Source organism: Agrobacterium sp. 719_389, from assembly GCF_900188475.1.
Taxonomy (GTDB): domain Bacteria; phylum Pseudomonadota; class Alphaproteobacteria; order Rhizobiales; family Rhizobiaceae; genus Agrobacterium; species Agrobacterium radiobacter.
The window spans coordinates 1-16,238 of record NZ_FYEM01000001.1; the positions used below are offsets into that span (position 1 = coordinate 1).

At 57.7% G+C, this 16,238-nt stretch carries 17 protein-coding genes and 2 tRNA genes; 6 read left to right on the forward strand and 13 right to left on the reverse strand.

Going from position 1 to position 16,238, the window contains the following annotated elements; genetic code table 11:
- Positions 1-231: IS3 family transposase (locus tag CFB10_RS00005; RefSeq protein WP_141097691.1), on the forward strand; the 231-nt coding region annotated here is incomplete at its 5' end.
- Between the two features lie 30 nt (positions 232-261).
- Here the strand turns inward: CFB10_RS00005 and CFB10_RS00010 are convergent.
- Both CFB10_RS00010 and CFB10_RS00015 read right to left on the reverse strand, forming a co-directional pair.
- Entirely contained in the window at positions 262-891 is a 630-nt protein-coding gene (locus tag CFB10_RS00010; RefSeq protein WP_026364057.1) for a DUF6538 domain-containing protein, read from the reverse strand.
- Positions 892-996: 105 nt separating this feature from the next.
- A tRNA-Asn gene (locus CFB10_RS00015) sits at positions 997-1,071 on the reverse strand.
- A 176-nt stretch (positions 1,072-1,247) separates the two neighbouring features.
- Here CFB10_RS00015 and CFB10_RS00020 point away from each other — a divergent pair.
- Complete coding sequence (locus CFB10_RS00020) at positions 1,248-1,526, forward strand: hypothetical protein (RefSeq protein ID WP_026364058.1); 279 nt, start codon at positions 1,248-1,250, stop codon at positions 1,524-1,526.
- Positions 1,527-1,529: 3 nt separating this feature from the next.
- On the opposite strand, the gene CFB10_RS00025 is transcribed toward CFB10_RS00020, so the two are convergent.
- A complete protein-coding gene (locus CFB10_RS00025) occupies positions 1,530-2,174 on the reverse strand; it encodes an exopolysaccharide biosynthesis protein (RefSeq protein WP_020012290.1) in 645 nt (214 codons plus the stop codon).
- Between the two features lie 511 nt (positions 2,175-2,685).
- Between CFB10_RS00025 and CFB10_RS00030 the strand changes: the two genes are divergently transcribed.
- Together CFB10_RS00030 and CFB10_RS00035 are read left to right on the forward strand one after the other, a co-directional pair.
- The gene (locus CFB10_RS00030) at positions 2,686-3,273 is read left to right on the forward strand and encodes a YqaA family protein (RefSeq protein ID WP_003502297.1); all 588 of its coding nucleotides are present in this window, start codon (positions 2,686-2,688) and stop codon (positions 3,271-3,273) included.
- Between the two features lie 138 nt (positions 3,274-3,411).
- Positions 3,412-3,966: a dual specificity protein phosphatase family protein gene (locus CFB10_RS00035; protein WP_020012292.1), complete on the forward strand. Its 555-nt coding sequence runs from the start codon at positions 3,412-3,414 to the stop codon at positions 3,964-3,966.
- A gap of 219 nt (positions 3,967-4,185) precedes the next feature.
- Here the strand turns inward: CFB10_RS00035 and CFB10_RS00040 are convergent, their stop codons facing one another.
- From CFB10_RS00040 to CFB10_RS00050, 3 genes are all read right to left on the reverse strand, one after another.
- Positions 4,186-4,389 (reverse strand): hypothetical protein, encoded by a 204-nt coding sequence (locus CFB10_RS00040; RefSeq protein ID WP_020012293.1) that lies wholly within the window; start codon positions 4,387-4,389, stop codon positions 4,186-4,188.
- A 226-nt stretch (positions 4,390-4,615) separates the two neighbouring features.
- On the reverse strand, positions 4,616-4,876 hold the full coding sequence (locus CFB10_RS00045) for a hypothetical protein (RefSeq protein WP_020012294.1): 261 nt from the start codon (positions 4,874-4,876) through the stop codon (positions 4,616-4,618).
- A gap of 945 nt (positions 4,877-5,821) precedes the next feature.
- Positions 5,822-5,898: transfer RNA gene (locus CFB10_RS00050), tRNA-Pro, on the reverse strand.
- A 230-nt stretch (positions 5,899-6,128) separates the two neighbouring features.
- Here CFB10_RS00050 and CFB10_RS00055 point away from each other — a divergent pair.
- Positions 6,129-6,665, forward strand: a complete 537-nt coding sequence (locus CFB10_RS00055; protein WP_020012295.1) for a DUF1269 domain-containing protein — start codon at positions 6,129-6,131, stop codon at positions 6,663-6,665.
- Between the two features lie 71 nt (positions 6,666-6,736).
- Here CFB10_RS00055 and CFB10_RS00060 read toward each other — a convergent pair whose 3' ends face one another.
- The 6 genes from CFB10_RS00060 to uppC form a co-directional block, all read right to left on the reverse strand.
- Positions 6,737-7,381, reverse strand: coding sequence for a hypothetical protein (locus CFB10_RS00060; RefSeq protein ID WP_020012296.1), 645 nt, complete (start codon positions 7,379-7,381; stop codon positions 6,737-6,739).
- A gap of 210 nt (positions 7,382-7,591) precedes the next feature.
- The gene (locus tag CFB10_RS24280; protein WP_153315055.1) at positions 7,592-7,651 is read right to left on the reverse strand and encodes a hypothetical protein; all 60 of its coding nucleotides are present in this window, start codon (positions 7,649-7,651) and stop codon (positions 7,592-7,594) included.
- 130 nt (positions 7,652-7,781) lie between these two features.
- Positions 7,782-9,023, reverse strand: coding sequence for a polysaccharide biosynthesis O-antigen ligase family protein UppF (gene uppF / locus CFB10_RS00070; RefSeq protein ID WP_026364059.1), 1,242 nt, complete (start codon positions 9,021-9,023; stop codon positions 7,782-7,784).
- A complete protein-coding gene (gene uppE, locus CFB10_RS00075; protein ID WP_020012298.1) occupies positions 9,020-10,573 on the reverse strand; it encodes a polysaccharide biosynthesis glycosyltransferase UppE in 1,554 nt (517 codons plus the stop codon). The genes uppF and uppE overlap by 4 nt, the downstream gene beginning before the upstream one ends.
- Positions 10,574-10,794: 221 nt before the next feature.
- Entirely contained in the window at positions 10,795-11,937 is a 1,143-nt protein-coding gene (gene uppD, locus CFB10_RS00080; protein WP_026364060.1) for a polysaccharide biosynthesis type 4 glycosyltransferase UppD, read from the reverse strand.
- Positions 11,938-11,953: 16 nt separating this feature from the next.
- Positions 11,954-12,526, reverse strand: coding sequence for a polysaccharide export protein UppC (gene uppC / locus CFB10_RS00085; protein WP_020012300.1), 573 nt, complete (start codon positions 12,524-12,526; stop codon positions 11,954-11,956).
- Between the two features lie 210 nt (positions 12,527-12,736).
- Here uppC and uppB point away from each other — a divergent pair, with 210 nt between their 5' ends.
- The gene (gene uppB, locus CFB10_RS00090; protein WP_020012301.1) at positions 12,737-15,004 is read left to right on the forward strand and encodes a polysaccharide biosynthesis protein UppB; all 2,268 of its coding nucleotides are present in this window, start codon (positions 12,737-12,739) and stop codon (positions 15,002-15,004) included.
- Between the two features lie 7 nt (positions 15,005-15,011).
- Here uppB and uppA read toward each other — a convergent pair whose 3' ends face one another.
- Positions 15,012-16,238 (reverse strand): polysaccharide biosynthesis GNAT family N-acetyltransferase UppA, encoded by a 1,227-nt coding sequence (gene uppA / locus CFB10_RS00095; RefSeq protein WP_020012302.1) that lies wholly within the window; start codon positions 16,236-16,238, stop codon positions 15,012-15,014.

Here is a 16,238-nt window from a genome sequence, read left to right on the forward strand (position 1 = left end):
AATCTGGTTCACTCGATGAGCCGACGCGGCAACTGCCATGACAATGCGGTGGCCGAGAGCTTCTTCAATCTTCTGAAGCGAGAGCGGATACGGCGCAAAGTCTACCGTTCACGCGATGAAGCACGCCAGGACGTGTTCGACTACATCGAAATGTTCTACAACCCGAAACGCAAACACGTCAGGAACGGGATGCTGTCGCCCGTCGAGTTCGAGAAGCAGCAGAAAATCTAACCCGAGGGTGTCTACGAAACTCGGGGCTATTCAGGACAATGCAATAAGCTCAGGGTCGCGCTCTAATGTGTCAGTGATAAAGGCGAGGGCGCGCTTAGTCTCAAGCTCTTTTTTCTTCTCGTTGGGGCGACCTGAAATCTTTTCCGAAAGATAAAGCCGTTCCGCATCTTTGAGGGTGGGGTTAGGTCTAGGCAAACGCGCGCCGACTAACAGGCTCCGTGCCAATGCTGCGTCTTGGGCAGACACTCCAATCGGGTATCCCTCGTCATCCACCGTGTATTTGCTCATGATGGATTCGGCTATGACAGAGCGCGCCAACTCTTCCGAGCCATTTCCGTCCGGGTCTCCTTCACCTGCCCAATTCCGATCAAGCTTGAATGAACGAATCTTTATTGAGGCAGACTGCGCTAGTTCGAAAGGAGTCGGTTCCTCGGCGCGTAACACGGCACTTTCAGCTTGCTTCCCAGTGGGTCTCTTTAGGGCGGCGGCTAGTTGGCGTTCTGCTTCTGCGTGAGCACGGTAATAATTTTTGATCGCCTCTGTTTCAGACGAGCCAAGCGGTATGACAATCTCAGTCTTGTTTAGAATTTCACGGAGATGAGCAGGAACTTTGCGGCGATAACGCCAGCCAGATTTTCCACGTTTCTGAACGTATTGCACTTCTAATCTCATTCTCAGGGTACCAATCGGTGTACCGCATGAGGTACCTCTAACGAAGCTGCTTTCCTTGCAAGGCAAGGCTTCTAGGCGCTGTCAGAAGAAAAATGGCTCCCCGGGCCGGATTCGAACCGGCGACCTGTCGATTAACAGTCGAATGCTCTACCGCTGAGCTACCAGGGAACGTGCACCGCTTGGCGCGGTGTGAGCGGGGTAATACAAATGCTTTTCCGATTTGCCAAGCGGTTTTTTCAAAAAAAACGCATTCCTCTTGTTTTATCCGTCCAGAGCCCCGATTTTCCGGGCTTATCGGCGGTGAAAAAATTATCCACAGGCCAGATGAAAAAGGGCAGGATGGAATGAAATTCGGTATCGACCACAGAACGCATCGTCTCCATGTCGGAAAATGGAGCCTTGCCATGCCGCGTTCGCGCGTCGGCAGGATCGCGACGGGCTCGGCTCTGATCGTGGGCGGAACGCTGGGTTTCCTGCCCGTCCTTGGCTTCTGGATGATTCCGCTTGGTCTTATCGTGCTTTCCCACGATCTGCCCGTGGTTCGCCGCCAGCGGCGACGGCTGGCGGTCTGGTGGGCGTCGCGGCAGAACCGCCGCGACAGCCGCAATGGCGGCCGGCGATAGGTCTTAAGCGCCAATGGAGCTGCTGATGCCCTGGCCGGCCCAGAAGGCCGCATAGGCGAGCGCTGCGAAATAAATCGTTGTCAGGCCCAGGAAAAGATAGCCGCCGAGCACGGTGACGCCATCCCGCTGAATCATCCCGGCCGAAAAAAGCAGGATCGCGACACCCGGAAGGGTGTTGGAGAAGGGAATGAAGCCGAGCGGCATCATCAGCAATACGCCCGCCGTCATCAGCGCAAGCCCGTTTATCCGGTTGGCGATGATGCCCGTCGTCAGCGCGGGAATGCGCGGGCGGATGAAACCATCGAGCTTGGAGACAATGGCGACGCCTTTTTGAAGGGCGGGAACAAGCTTTGCCGTTTCCATCTGCCGGTCAAGAATTTTTGCCGGCAACCATGGCAGGCGATTGAGGGTGATTGCCAGACTGACAAGGATGATCGCTGCGCCAAAGACCGTGCTGACGCCGGGAATGGAAACCGGAATGAGAAAGGGTAGAGAGGCGATCGCGCAGATGAGCAACAGGCCCTGTTCGCCGATTGCTTCCATCAACTCGCGCAACGTGATCGTCTGGCCCTGCAGCTTTCCTATCAGCTTCTCAAGCGTCGTGCTGAGCTTTTCAGACGTATCAGTGAATGCGAATTCGTTCGTCATACGGCTTCCCGGGAGTTGTTTTAACTCCGGGCTTGATAACATTCATCCGGCCCAATGCCTATCACCGATAGAAACGGAGCCTTTCACATTTGATCGAGTGGGTCCGTTCGCTCAGTGCGAAACCCAGTTGCTGTAAGCCCCTGCAAGAAGAACCACCAGCAGAATGACAAGTATGACCGGATTGATCGATGTAACGAAGCTTACATATTCCATGATAACTTCCTCCTCTTCCGTCCGCCTTCATTCTACAGCAAAAAGGCGAGCTCATCTACCGCAGGGTGAAATTTCGCATCGCAGCAACCGGCTCTCGGTATGGGCCGGAAACGCTCGTTATTATGATTTTTTGCGATGCAAAAATAAATTTTCCAACATTTGCCATTCTCTTGCGTTGTCTCTAATTCTCATTCGGGGTCCGGTCTGTCTGGGCCATCGGCAAACCACATGAACCACCGCTGACCTGCCTTGGCTCCTGCCCGTCTTCACTCTGCAACACTCTTCCCGGGGACATGAAATGCTGAAAAACATCTATGCCTGGACGATGGCGCTCGCTGCGCGCAAAACCGCTGTATGGTGGCTGGCGATCGTGGCTTTCGTGGAAAGCTCCGTCTTCGTCGTGCCTGCGGATGTGCTTTTCCTGCCCATGGTGCTGGCCAAGCCGAAAAAGGCGATGTTTTATGCACTCGTTGCAACCGTCGCCTCGGTTCTCGGCGGCATCGCCGGCTGGTTCCTCGGTCATTATGCCTTTGAGAGCCTTGCCCGGCCCATTCTCGAATTTTACGGCAAGCTCGACAGCTTCGAGCATCTGAAGAACTCGGTGGATTACGAGACAATCGTTCTCCTGCTGGTGACATCGGGGCTCGCGCATCTGCCGCCGATCAAGGTCGTCACAATTCTCTCCGGTGCTGCCAATATCAGCCTCGGCCTCTTCATTCTTTCGGCTGTCGTCACGCGCGGTGCGCGCTTTTTCATCCTGGCCGGGTTGCTGCAGAAATACGGTGAACCGGTACGCCATTTCATCGAGAAACGTCTTGGCGCCATCACCGCGGCGGCGGCGGCCGCACTCATTGCGGTCTATGCGGTCTACGTTTTCGTGCGTTGATCAAGCGCAAATTTTCTACTCTTACAATACTGTCGCAGAACTTTCAGCTTACTGTCAGAATCCACCTGTATCGGTTCTCTCGTCGAATGAGGGAACCGTTTTATTATGCGAAGATTCTGGAAGTGCTCCTTTGGGGGCATGGGTATTGCTGTGCTTGCCACAGGCGGTTATCTCTACGCCATTCAGCTCCTCGGCAATTTTCACGAGGTGGTCGCGGGGCAGCTTTATCGCTCCAACCAGCCGAGCAATGAGCAGCTCGTCCGCTATACCAAGGACCATGGTATCAGGACGGTCATCAATCTGCGCGGTGCGAATGAGGCCAAGGCCTGGTACCGGGATGAGGTCGAGACCTCCCGCGAGCTCGGATTGAATCACATCGATTTCGGCATGTCGGCCAGCCAGGAGCTTGACATGAACAGGGTCAACGAGCTGGTCGCGATCATGCGCGATGCGCCGAAACCCATTCTCATTCATTGCAAGGCCGGTGCGGACAGGACAGGTCTTGCCACCGCTCTCTATCTCAGTCGCGTCGCACGGCTTGATGAGGAACAGGCGGAAAGCCAGCTTTCCTTCCGCTTCGGCCATATCGGCATTCCCTATCTGTCGCAAACCTACGCCATGGACCGGACGTGGGAAAACGCGGAAAAGATGCCGATCGCCGACGATTTCGCGATCGCCTCCAACGAATATTGAACATGGCCTTGGGCAGCCGGTGTAGGCAACAGACGCCGGCACCGCCCTTTGTCGGGATACCCAGCCGGCTATCGCCCACCCAGCGGGCTACCACGCAGCCTTAAACTTATCCCTCCACCCCGGCAGCCGAGATGGCGGGGGATTTTTGTCCAGGGCTCAATCGATCATCGGGCTTGCCGGTGTGTGTCATTGCGCCCAAAGACGATGGCGGAGACGATTCTAATCCCGCCTCGCGTCGGGTTTCCACCCGCGCGTATATCCATTTCCCATGATGGCGACCGCAAGGGAAAGCTGTTCCTGCAAATGTTCGATTTCGCCGAGAAGCGCTTCGACAGCCGCCTTCGCATCGCCGTCATGACACTGGATGACATATCCCGCTATGTCGTCGGGCCGTGTAGGGGTGATTTTTTCAGCGTCGGGCATAGTGGATGACCTCTCGTTTGTTCACTAAATGTTCTAATTTTAGCGGAGAGTCAACAAGGCAATGCGCGCCGTCCTTCGATGGCGAGCGACTTTACACTTAAGCCTGTATTCTCGGAAATTTAACCGGAGGACGCTCTCAATCAAAAATGGCGGATCAAGGAGAGAACGGTCGGAGCATGGGATTCCGGCCCACAACTCCTTCGGTTTAGTGCGGTGGAATCAAACGTTAATGAACCGACGGATCCTCGCCATCCAGGAAGCTGCGAATCCCATCCTTCTCACAAGTGGCCAGGAATTCTTCCCAGGCGTCTTTGTCGGTAGCGAAAGGTTCGTCCCAGGTGGTGACATCGTCATGCTCGCTGATAACCTCGAGCGTCCAATCCTGCTGAGTGCCAGCCGGCCGGTAGATATCAACAAGGACGGTGATACCCTCGTCTTCAAACTCGCCCGAGAATTCTGAGTGTTCTATTTTCGGTTTTTTTGCCATCTCAACTCACTTCTTCCTCAAGGCTCGGATAGCGGCCTAAGAGGCGGCCATTTCAAAGCAAACAATAAAAGGTCGTCCTTCGTCTGGAAGGAACAACGTGCATTAAACGCGGCCTCTCCAGCGTTCCTAGTCTGTGGGTGCCGACTGTGTCTACCGCCGTGTTCCAAAAGCAACGCAGAAAGCACGCCAGATAATCTGACGGGCACGTTTTCGATTAGGTATTCCGGTCTCATCGTCAGCCTCTTGGTAGTAAGTCGCAGTCAAGTGACGTGATTTTATGGGAGGTGATGGGCAGGATTTTATTGCTGTAGGTCACTGGTATTTAATCATCGCCCAGCCTGCGGCGAACAAAGCGAAGGAAAGAGCCGCAGAAACAGCCATCACAACAATAGCTGGTTTCCGAGCTTCTTTACCCTTCGTTTCTCCAGTCCAGAAGACAGTGAGCAGTGCTGCCGAGAATGTGAAAATTGTGTAAATCGAGAAATTGCTGAGTCAATTAGCTGTGTATTCTACGGTTGTCATCGCGTCCCTTTCTTGATTGAGCCGCTATTAACAGCGCACGATCTAAAGGCGAGTTTCAATCGTCTGTAGAAGTTTAGGGATTGTCATGAGGGACAACGTTTTGTCCTCGATGGCAGCCCGCATTCAGGTGCGTGGCAATGACCATAGGCTTACGGTTCTCTTGGTTTTGCGCGCACTTGCGCATTCTCCGGTTCAAGAGTTCAAATCGTCCTAATTTTCCGAAAAGCACATACCGCCGTGCCAAGCGTCTAATTATGTTCTCGTTTGGGGAGGAATCAAGCGAGTGCCTGAAGAATCATTTTGAGGGGAGAGCTTGAAGCGAAAATCGCGTACGAAAAGAACCGTCGGTGAACACCAACTGTAAAACGGCTCTTTTTGTGTAAACTGCTTGAGGGTGGGGGATGCCTCAAGTCTTGGAAAAGATGGTCGGAGCGGCGGGATTCGAACCCACGACCCCTTGACCCCCAGTCAAGTGCGCTACCGGGCTGCGCTACGCTCCGAACCTGAAAGCCGTTTATATATAAGCCTGTTAGGGTGCAAGCGGAAAATGGTCTTTTCATAAAAAAAGGAACAAAGGGTGTGGACGGCGGGAAGGGGCCGGGGCAGGGTGGTGCTTCCCCGGCGTGAGCGGCCGTCAAACGCGTGACACATCCTCTTTCCATCATAACCGGAACAAGCTGCGTTCTTCGGCGTTCAACCGCAGCGGAATTGAAACTCAGGGAGACGAACTATGTCCGAACTCGTCGTTGTTGGTTTTGACGGAACGGAAGTGGCCGACAGGGTGCTTCTGAAGCTTGCAGGCCTGAAAAAGGAATATCTGGTTGATCTGGAAGATGCCGTGGTCGTCGTTCGCGATGAAGACGGCAAGGTGCATCTGAAGCAGAGCGTCAATCTGACGGCAATCGGCGCAAGCTCCGGTTTCCTGTCCGGCGGTCTCTGGGGCGGCCTTGTCGGCCTGCTGTTCCTCAATCCGCTGGCGGGATTTGCCATCGGCGGCGCGATTGGCGCCGGCACGGGCGCCCTTGCGGGTTCGCTGACGGATTTCGGTATCGACGATGATTTCATCAAATCACTCGGCGAGACCATTCCCAATGGTTCTTCGGCGCTGTTCGTGCTGATCCGCAAGGTGCAGCCGGAAAAGGTGCTGGCAGAATTCGAAGGCCTGCGCGGGCGGGTCATCAAGACCTCGCTGTCGCCGGCGCAGGAAGCGCAACTGCAAAAGGCGCTCTCTGGCGGAGCCGAACCGGCCACCGCGCCTGCCGTCTGAGCAGACGAAAAAGCGACGCTGCGGCATGTTCCATGTCGCAGCGATCCGTTCAGTCCTCGGGAAATCTGGCTTTATACGGTCAGGGTGCCGTTTTTCGCCTGTGGCCAGGTGAGATAATAATAACGGCTGCCGACGCTGCCGAAAAACGCGTTGTCGCCGGAAACAGTGTCGACATAGGCGCCGGTCTCGCTTCTGGCATAAGCCGAGCCGTCGCGTTTGAGATGGTCTTTCAGAAAGTCGCTCCATCCCGTCGTGGTGATCTCCGTCGTCGGCTTGGAGGTGGTTTTTGTATCGGAGGCCACGTCCCACGCCTTGATTTGGGCGCCCTCGGCGGGATCGGAGACCGTCAGCGTGCCTGTTGTCAAAGCCTCCAGCATGGCCTTGGCCTGCGAAGCCTTGTCCGGGTCCCTGGTTAGTTCTTCCAGCATCTCCTTCAGCTCCTTCATGAAATCGGCCTTGCTAATATCGCCGGAAGAAAGCTGCGTATCGGTATCGTCGGTCTGCGTGTCTTCGCTCGAGGTCTGGGAATATTGCGCCAGAAGCTGGGTGAGGCGCGTATTGGTGGAAGAAGATGAGGTGTCGAGCCCGTAGGAATCGAGGAGAGCCGCCCGCGTCGAGGAGGATGTGGCGGGGGAATTGTCTTCCTGCTCCTTGATGGCCTTGAGGGCGAGCCTGGTGGCGGTGAGGCGGGTGGACAGGTCGATGGAGGAGACCATTGCGCTAGCTGTTTCCTTGATCGGGCGATACGGATCATTCGTATCGAACCGGCGCAGCGGGCATCGATCCCGCCTTTCGTCCTCTCTCATAAGAAGACCGGGTACATCCCGGCCGTGTTCGGCCTAGGATGCACCCGGTCTTAATGGCCGGACTTTGCGCGACGCTTGCGGATCAATTCTCCTGAACGGAAACGCCGTTCGGGCCGATATTCATCTCGATCCCCTTCGGCTTGCTTTCCTCGTGCCAGACATAAGCCCCAAGGCCAACAAGGACCACCAGGAGTGCGCCGATGATGAGATAGAGATTATTGGTCTGCGTCATAAGATGTCTCCCCGTTTGACAATCAGAATCGGGGGCTAAACGCATGAAATGGCGTAAGGTTCCGTAAGGGTAAGCATTTTAGGCGGCCCGCGCGCGGCGGCGCAGGCTTTCGCGCTTTTCAAGCGCCATGCATCCCCACAATATGCCCAGCAGCAGGAAGAAATGCCGCCAGTGGTCGGTATCAATGACGGCGCCGATCATTACGTGTCCGACGAAGGTCACCCAGGAAATGATCAGGAACGGCTGCCACGGGCGTGGCCGCAGCAGATGCCTGAAACCTGCGGCAATGGTCCAGCAGATCAGGACCAGATAGATGACGAAACCGAACCAGCCATGCGTGGTCAGGCTCTTCAGCCAGATATTATGTTCGGCGGCGGGGAAGATATTGTCGAACACCATGGGGCCGATGCCGAGCGGGTGTTCCATGGCGAGCAGGAAGCCGAGATAGTGGCGTGCAAAACGCCCGAGATGGCCGCCATCATAAGATTGCACCGCCGAAGCGCGGCTGGAGAACAGATCCGCCACCTGCTTGAACTGCAGCGCGATGATGACCGCCGCAACCATCAGCCCGGCGGCGACGAGAAACAGCACGAGGATTTTCAGACGAAACGCAGCCGTCCGTTCCTTCAGCAACATGACGAAGACGAGGAGAATGGTGGCGAACAGAAACAGGCCCCAGGCCGCGCGCGAGAACGACAGGAACACGCCAAGCGACAGGATGAGCAGCCCGACGATCCGCCAGGGCGCATGCATCGCCTTGCCGGTGAGAAGGCCGTAGATCAGGTAAAGCGAGGGTGTCACCAGAAAGGGACCGAAGACGTTCGGGTCCTGAAAGGCGCCTTTTGCACGATCGTAGAGGGTGAAGACCTCAAAACCCGGGATGGCGTGGAAATATCCGATGATGCCGAGCAGCGCTGTGATCAGTGCTGCCGTAAGCCAGGCCCGGAAAATCAAAAGCAGCCGCTGGTATTTGTCCTCCACGATCGCCGCATAAAAAACCGAGGTTAGCGCCAGGAAGGTCGAGACGGCGAGATAGAGCGGCCCCTCATCCAGATCGGCCATGGTGGTGAGCGAAAGATAACCGCCGACATTAAAGGCAAGCAGCAGGCACAGAAGCAAAACGACGGTGCGCGAAAGGCGAAGGCCAAGCAGGAACCACAGGGCCACCTGTCCCACCATCATCAATTCATAAGGCGCCGGTTCGGAGATGACGAAGCCGGAAAGGAACACGCCGAAGGCGATGAAGAACGATCCGATGAGCCGCATGGTGGCCAACGGTGCGTCAAAATTCGCCGCGTGCTGGTAACCGGTGTGGGTCAATAGGCGTTTTCCGATTTGAGCAGCCGTATCGGCGTGAGGAACAGGATCTTCAGATCGAGGAACAGCGACCAGTTCTCGATGTAATAGAGATCATATTCGGTGCGGAACTTGATCTTGTCGCCGTGGTCGATCTCGCCGCGCCAACCGTTGATCTGCGCCCAGCCGGTAACGCCGGGCTTCACCTTGTGGCGCGCGAAATAATGCTCCACCACCTCGGTATATTTCAGATCGCCCGTCTGGGCATGAACGGCGTGCGGACGCGGCCCGACGAGCGAAAGATCGCCATAGAGAACGTTGAAGAGTTGCGGCAGCTCGTCCATCGAGGATTTGCGCAGGAAGCGGCCGACCGGTGTGACACGGGGGTCGTTCTTCGTGACCGCCTTTTTCGCGGTGGGGTCGCTGAGTTCCGTATACATGGAACGGAACTTCCAGACGTTGATCGTTTCGTTGTTGAAGCCGTGGCGCTTCTGCTTGAAGAGAACAGGGCCTTTCGAGGTAGCTTTCACGGCAATTCCCGCCCCCAGCATCACCGGCCACAAAAGGGCGATGCCGATGAGGCTGAAAGTGATGTCGAACACCCGTTTCGCCACCGAGTCCCAGTCGCGGATAGGCTTGTCGAACACATCCAGCATCGGCACCTTGCCCACGTGGGAATAGGCGCGGGGGCGGAAACGCAATTTATTGGCATGCGCTGCGATGCGGATATCGACCGGCAGGATCCAGAGCTTGTGCAGAAGCTGGAGAATGCGGGCCTCGGCACTGAGCGGCAGGGCGATGATCAGCATGTCCAGCTTCGTCAGGCGGGCAAACTCCACCAGTTCCGCAAAGGTGCCAAGCTTTGGATAACCGGCGACAACTTCGGGAGAGCGGGCGCTTTTCCGGTCGTCGAAGATACCGCAGATGCGGATATCGTTATCGGATTGCTGCTCCAGCGAGCGGATAAGGTCCTTGGCGGTATCGCCGCCGCCGACGATGACCGCACGGCGCTCCATGACGCCGTTGCGGCCCCAGTGGCGAATGGCAAAGCCGAGGATCAGTCGACCGGCGAAGATCGCGATCGCACCCGTTGCATACCAGATGCCGAAAGCCTGCCAGGAGTGCAGCGCATCGGGAAAGAAGAGGAGAAGGAAACAGGCGATTCCCACGAAGGAGAGACAGACGGCGCCCTGGATGCGGGCGAACATCTTCAGCGGCGTGCGCAATGTCGGAAGCTGATAACAATCACCCGCCTGCAGAAGAAAGACGCAGAGCGCCGCCCCCAGCACGCCACTGCCGAAAACCGCCAGAAACGTTTCGAGACCGCGATCGGCTGCGATGCCGTTGACGATGGCGGCGATGACCACGAGCATCGTGAATTCGAGAAGCCGCAATTGCCCGATCACCATATTGGGCGAATGATTGCCGGCGCGAAGCTGGTTGGCGATCTGCCGAGCAAGCGGATTGAGAACGACGGGTTCGGATGCGGAGGATTCTCCGGTTTGATGCTCGGAGATTTTCTTGCGCAATGACGCCAGATCGAATTGCAGTCTGTCCTTGTCAGTCTTGGTCATTGCTTTGGTCCGCACCCTCCAGCGCATCGACCTGAAAACCGCACAGATTTTCAACCGGAACGATACGCAACCTCAAAGTGGTAGTGCGCCCTTTGTGCATCCGGATGGATGGCGGCGCTCTACGAGCAGAAAACTAGCCGAAACATGCTAAGAAACGTTTATGATCAGTTTCTACAGGACGGCTGGAATATACAATTAAAAATCGTGTTTTTAAAATAACTTTAGCTCGTCAGCAGGTCGCGATAGAGCTTCATCATCTCATCGGCCATAACAGGGGTTGAAAATTTCGCCTTGAAGCTGTCGGGGTGCGGCATGACCCGCTGCGCCCAGTCGGCGTCCTCGGCATCCTTGACCATGATCCGCGCCAGCGCATCGGCATCACCGGCCGGGACGAGCGCCTCGCTGTCTTCTCCGAGGATTTCGGGAATACCGCCGACATGCGAGGCAATGACCGTCTTTCCCGCCGCAAGCGCTTCTAGCACGATATAGGGCATGGCTTCGGCGCGCGAAGGCACCACCACCGTCGTCGCCAGTTCGAAGGCCTGTCTGGCGGGCATGGCCGCATGCATGGAGATCCGCCGGGAAAGCCCGGCCTTGTCGATCATCGCCGCATATTTTTCCCTGTCCGGTCCGTCGCCGACGATCACGCCGGACATGGGCTGGCCGAGGCTGCGTTCCATTTTCGCGAACGCCCTGATGAAGACATCCGGTCCCTTGAGATCACGCAGCATGCCGATATAGAGGAAACGGGCCGCATCCTCGCGGGCGGATACGGTTTCGAACTCGCTGTCCTGAACGCCATTATAGATCATCGCGGTGCGGGTGCGGGGCTTGCCGACCTTGGCTTCATACGTCGCCTGCTCGAAATTGCAGACGAAACAGAGCGCATCGGTGAAATGTTCCTGGAACCGCTCCAGCCGCAGGAAGAGCTGCCCCTTCAGGCTGTTTCTGGCATAATGCAGGCTGCCGCCATGCGGGGAATAGAGGCGGGCTACGCGATACCTGTTCGCCCGCAGGAGTGAGCCGATCAGCCGGGCAAGAGCGCCGCCCTTGGCGCTGTGCCCGTGCAGAATGTCCGGCCGCAAACTTTTGATGTGCTTGTAGGATTTCCACAGCGCCATGAGGTCGCCGGGGCTGATGGACCGCCGGATGGGCAGGCGGGTGAGGCCAAGTTCCAGCATCGGGGTGATCTGTGCGAAAAGCCGTTCCTCATGCGCACCGCCGGTGGAACTGTCGCAGACGATGCCAACCTTGTGGCCCTGTTTGACATGTTCCTCGATAAGGTCACGTACATGGCGGAAAACGCCGCCCACCGGGGAGCGGAAGCAGTGAATGATGCGCAGGGGAGGGCCGTCATCCGACACGTTCGCCGCTCCGTTTTCAGAAGAAGCGTTCGCGTACATAGACGGTATCACCCGCCAGAATGGGCGCGGTAATCCCGATCCGGCCGGTCATCACCTCGGCATTGATCTTGCGGGTGATGTCGACATCGGCCTGATTTGCGCGCGGGGTGAAGCCGCCGGCAATGGCGATGGCGTTTTGCACCGTCATACCAGGCACATAGGAATATTGGCCGGGACGACCGACTTCGCCCATGATGAAGACGGGGCGATAACGGTCGATTTCGATGGTCACGTCGGGATCGCGCAGATAACCCTGGCGCAGCTTGGCGGCGATGGCCGCTTCGAGCTGCGGCAGCGTCTTGCCGCGGGCAGGAACCTGGCCGACCAGCGGGAAGGCGACATAGCCGGCCTGATCGACCGTATAGGTATTGGTCAGCCCGGCCTGCTCGAAGACGTTGATGCGCAGCCTGTCGCCGCTATCGACATGATAGGGTTGCAGGGCGGTCTCATTGAAGGACCTCGGCGCGGGTTGATATGCCGCGCAGCCGGAAAGGGCCGTCAGAACGGCAAGCGTCAGTGCGGTGACATGTCGTGATCCGGCGAGCGGCATCTGATCTGGCTCCGAGTCGATCTTTGATCATTCTTATCGTTCTGTTAGGGTTAATGTGCGGTAAACAACCCCGGCGAGCGATGGTAATATCAGCTTTATTTCGTCGGATTCTCCGGGATTAACTGTTGTGTTACCGGCAAGACTTAAACTTCGCGAAAATTGGCCATCTATATTTGAGCGCCCGAGGTTTGTCTCGGTTACGGAGCCTGCATGAACGGCGATCGCATTGACGACAGGGATGTGGATATCGATCTTGCGCAGCTTGTCGCAGCCATATGGCAGCGCAAGGGACGGATCGCGGCGATAACGCTTCTGGCCGGAGGCTCCGCCTTCGTGATATCAAGCATGATGTCGCCCGCCTACAAGGGCGAGGCGCGCGTGCTCATCGAATCCCGCACGGCCTCCTTCGGCGCTTCGCAGCAGTCCAATGCGCCCGCCGAGCCCGTGCTCGATGAATTGACCGTTTCCAGCCAGGTGCAGATCCTGCAATCGGTCGACCTCATCAAGCAGGTCGCCAAAGACATGAAGCTCTACGAGCTGGATGAATTCGATCCGGAGGCTCATCCTTCGCTTGTTTCGCAGCTGCTGGTCGCCGTCGGCGTCAAGAAAGACCCGCTTCAGGTGCTGCCCGAAGAGCGGGTGCTGAAGGCCTTCCGGGAGAAGCTTCAGGTCTATCAGGTTGAAAGCTCACGCGTCATCACGGTCGAGTTCTCCTCGCAGGACCCCAAGCTTGCCGCCGCCATCCCCAATGAGATGATGAAGGCCTATATCGCCCTGCAGAGCGGCGCGAAACTGGATACAAGCACGGAAGCGGCGCGCTGGCTGGAGCCGGAAATCGCCAATCTGCGTGAAAAGGTGCGCGACGCCGACAGGAAGGTCGCGGATTATCGGGCCTCGTCCGATCTTCTTTCGGCGGGGCAGGGCGAAACCCTCGCCACCCGCCAGCTCAGCGATATCTCAACCGAACTTGGCCGCATCCGTGGGGAGCGCGCCAATGCGGAGGCGCGGGCGGAAGGCGTGCGCAGCGCGCTTGCCAACGGCCGTCCGCTTGATACTTTCCCCGATGTCGTCAGTTCCCCGACGATCCAGAGGCTGAAGGAAAACGAAACCACGATCCGCAGCCAGATTTCCGATCTCTCGTCTTCGATGCTGGAAGGCCATCCGCGCATTCGGGCGCTGCGCAACCAGCTCGACGGCATACAGCGGCAGATTCAGGAAGAAACCCGCAAGGTACTGGCAAGTCTCGAAAACGAGGCCAATGTTTCGCGTCTGCGGGAACGGCAGCTGGTCCAGCAACTGAACATGCTGAAATCGGAAAGCGTGCGTGCGGGTGAACAGCAGGTGGGCCTAAACGATCTGGAGCGGGAAGCTTCGGCGCAGAGGCAGCTTCTGGAAACCTATCTTGCCCGTTACCGGGAAGCGACGTCGCGCGCCGGCTCGGTGGATTCCACGCCGGCCGATGCGCGTGTCATCTCGACGGCGGTGGAGCCGCGCGAACCCTATTTCCCGAAGACCGGCGCGATTACCATCGTCGTCACGCTGGCGGCCTTTCTGCTGTCCTGCATCGTGGTCATGCTGGTGGAGCTTTTCACCGGCCGGGCTTTGAAACCGATGGGCCGGAACCAGGTTCCGCCGCTCTCCGATCCACCTTCCCCTTCGCGTGCTCCAGCCGATCCGGACAAGGCAACGGAGGTGCCGGAACAGCCTGTTGCCGTGCATCAGGAGACTATACCGTCTGCTGCGCGGGCCCTGCCGGTTGCGGCATACCAGCCCGCCGCCGAAGAGGAACAAAAGCGCATGCCGGCCGTAGCCGCCGCTGCCATCCCGGCCTCGCCGGTGGAAGATGTCGCCGCTGCGAAGGAAGAGGCAGTGGAAGAGGATGTTGACACTTCTGACGATTTTTCGATTGATGCTGTCGCAGGTTTCCTTGCCACCCGTCTTGCCAAGCCGGTTGCCGCCATTGTGTCTCCAGCCGGTGATAGCGGTTCGACGACGACTGTGATGCTGGCGCGCGCTTTGTCCGAGATGGGTCGTTCGGTCGTTCTCGTCGATATGACGGCGTCTGCCTGTCCGACGCGGCTGATGGCGCCGGAAGCCGGGCTTCCCGGTGTCATGGACCTTCTGGCGGGTGCGGCCGCCTTTGGTGAAACCATTCACAGCGACCGCCTGTCCGACGCCCATATCGTGCCGCGCGGTAATGCGCAGCCGCGTGAGGCCATGCGCGCCATAGATCGCCTGACGATGATCCTCGGCGCGCTCTCCGACGCCTATGATACGGTTCTCGTCGAATGCGGCGCGGTGCAGATTTCGAGCCTGGGGAAAATGCTGCGCAACCTGCCGGCGGAAATCATCGTCTCTGTGCCCGGCAAGGATAGCGAACTTCTGGAAAAGACACTCGGTGAACTGGTTGCCGAGGGCTATGAACAGGCATTGCCGATGACCGGCATGCGCAAGCCGGACCATCTGAGCGCGGCGTGATCTGCGCTCAGTCGGCGGCGGTGTCCGTCTTCGGCCGTCCGGCGCGAAAACGCTGAATCAGCGCATAAAGCGCTGGATTGGATTTGATCAGGCTTTTCGTCCGGGCAATGGCGACATAGATCGAGGCCGCTGCTCGACCCTTCAATGTCACCGGCAGGAATATATCGTGCTGCACGGTAAAAAGCGGGCACCAGCTGCGCTTGTAGAGCTGGTCGCCGACGCCGAAATCGAAGATCGAAGCCTTCTCGCGACACGCCCTTTCGATCATCAGCCAGAACAGCAATTCGCCGGGGCTGAGTTCCGAAACGGACTCATCGATTGAGCCGAACTGGCAGATGATGTGATCCTGCTTGCGCGAAAGGCCGGCTATCGCGGCAATGACGCCCTCGTTTTCCCCATGCAGGCGAATGGCATGCAGTTCCAGCAGGCTGCCTGTCCCCGTCTCGGGAAAGTTGGCGAGATCGTAGAAGAAATCCTTCACCGATTGATTGCGAAAGACATCCGGAATGCCCTGCGAGGCGAAACGGGCGGCCTTCTGGCGGAAAAACGCCTGCAACAATTCGCATCTTTCCTGTGGCGAACGCGCGATCACATGGCTGTAACCGCCCATTTCCTCGGCCCTTCGGCTCTGGATGCGGAATTTCTTCCGTCGCCTCTTGGCATTGACCTGCCGAAGCGTCGCCTCGAAGCTCTCGAGCAGGGGAAGCTGGAAGGCCGGATTCTGGTTTTCGACGGAAGCAAGATGCGAGAGAGGATTGGTCCTGCCGCGCCACGTTAGCGGTATGTTCTGCAAAGCCAGAATATCGGCCCGGCCATGCAGCAGCTTCCGCGCCTCGCGGGCAATCGCTGCCGCGATTTCCTGTCCGGCCTGTTCGGCAAAAGAGGGGCAGAAAAGGCCCGTATTGATATTGTTGAAACGGCCGCCTGGAAAACGCGCCTTGCGAATGCCGCCTTCCAGCACGATTTCGAGCGGCAGCAGGAAGATCGTTTTGCCGCCCTGCCGGCCGCGAAGTGTCAGGAGCGCGCTGTCCTGCGTTTGCGCCCAGATGGAGCACCAGCCAAAACCCTGATGCAGCGAATTGAGCGGGTCGTTTTCCAGCTGCTCCCAGTCGGAACGGATGATCGCGGCGTCATCGATGAGATCGATCAATAAACGATCAGCACTCCGCCGCTCGTTTTGCACGGCGGTCGGCGTTTGCTTGTCGCTGATAAAGACCGGCCCCTCAGCCGCCAT